General features: G+C 44.7%; 1 protein-coding gene and 1 pseudogene. Both read right to left on the reverse strand.

Annotated elements, in window-relative coordinates:
- Nucleotides 1–131, reverse strand: a pseudogene (locus FTU77_RS15860) (AAA family ATPase); the annotation flags it as partial.
- Complete coding sequence (istA, locus tag FTU77_RS15865) at nt 131–1,150, reverse strand: IS21-like element ISAba8 family transposase (RefSeq protein WP_180056186.1); 1,020 nt, start codon at nt 1,148–1,150, stop codon at nt 131–133. The gene istA and the pseudogene FTU77_RS15860, both read right to left, overlap by 1 nt.
- Nucleotides 1,151–1,238 lie beyond the last annotated feature (88 nt).

Genomic DNA, 1,238 nt, shown 5'->3' on the forward strand with positions numbered 1-1,238 from the left:
GCTTCAACAAAGTCGGCATAACTTCCATCTTGACCTAATGTTTGTTGTGCATGATGTGACCATTGTGATGCGATGGCAGGCAGATTGAGCTTTTGGCAAAGTTGCTCTATACGGTCGTATTGCAGATTCATCAGGAAACTCCCAGCAACTGGTCATATACCGATAAGGGATGCTGCAAACTCTCGTAGGGCATGACATGCTCTGCTGCTGCAACAGGTACAGTGCTAGAACCTGTATCTGATTGCGGTAATGGCGTAAATTTTTGCTGCTCCTGTTGCAGTCGAACAGCCGGTTTTTCTTGCGTGGTGGCATGAATCCGCTGATTGGCGGTTTCATGCAGCCACCGGCCAATGTGGGCATTGGCGACATCAACATCTAGCAGTAAACCCGAAGTCTTCAGGCTTGCTTTCAATGGCACAATAAAGCTTGATTTGAGGTATCCATTAAAGCGTTCAACTTTGCCTTTGGTCTGTGCACGGTAGGGCTTACATACGCGAGGACGAAAGCTGTATTTCTTGGCGCAGTCGAGCAGTTTGGGATTCCATTTATGCTGCCCCTCCTGATAGGCATCCCGTTCAATCATGATCGTTTTAGCGTTATCAAACAGGATTTCTTGAGGTACTCCTGCAAAGAACTGAAATGCATTTTCTAGACCATCGATCCATGCATCGGTACGTTCATGATCATAAAATTTCACGAAAGTCGCTCTGGAATACCCTAATGTTGCGACAAAGGCTTTTAAAGTCGTGTTGTTGCGTCGAATCGTGGTGAAATCCACCTGCATTTGTTGGCCAGGTTGGGTTTCAAAACGAATGATCGGTTCCGGTTTGGCAACTGGTTTTAATGTTGCAAGATATTCCCTCAATATCCTGATCTTTCCTGGATATCCCAACCTTAAAATTTCCTGGTAGAGCACGACAGCAGGAATCCATTCAGGATGAGCTGCATTTACACGTTGGAGTAAATAGGGTTTATATGGGTCAAGGATACTTATTCTAGGCTGTATACGCTGATACTGAGGTGTGGTGTTTTGCCGTAAATATTTACGTACGGTATTTCTGGACACCCCCAGTTGACGACTAATGGCTTTAATAGATTTACCTTGTTGATGAAGTATTTGGATTGTCACTGCTTGCTCCAAAGTTAACATGTTGAGCAGTCCAAAATGACCGCTATATTAACCAAGGGGGTCAGTTTTTAAATGCCATTAGGGGGTCATTTTTACACTGCCGCTAACA

Source organism: Acinetobacter sp. YH12142 (assembly GCF_013418435.1).
In the GTDB taxonomy this organism is placed as follows: domain Bacteria; phylum Pseudomonadota; class Gammaproteobacteria; order Pseudomonadales; family Moraxellaceae; genus Acinetobacter; species Acinetobacter amyesii.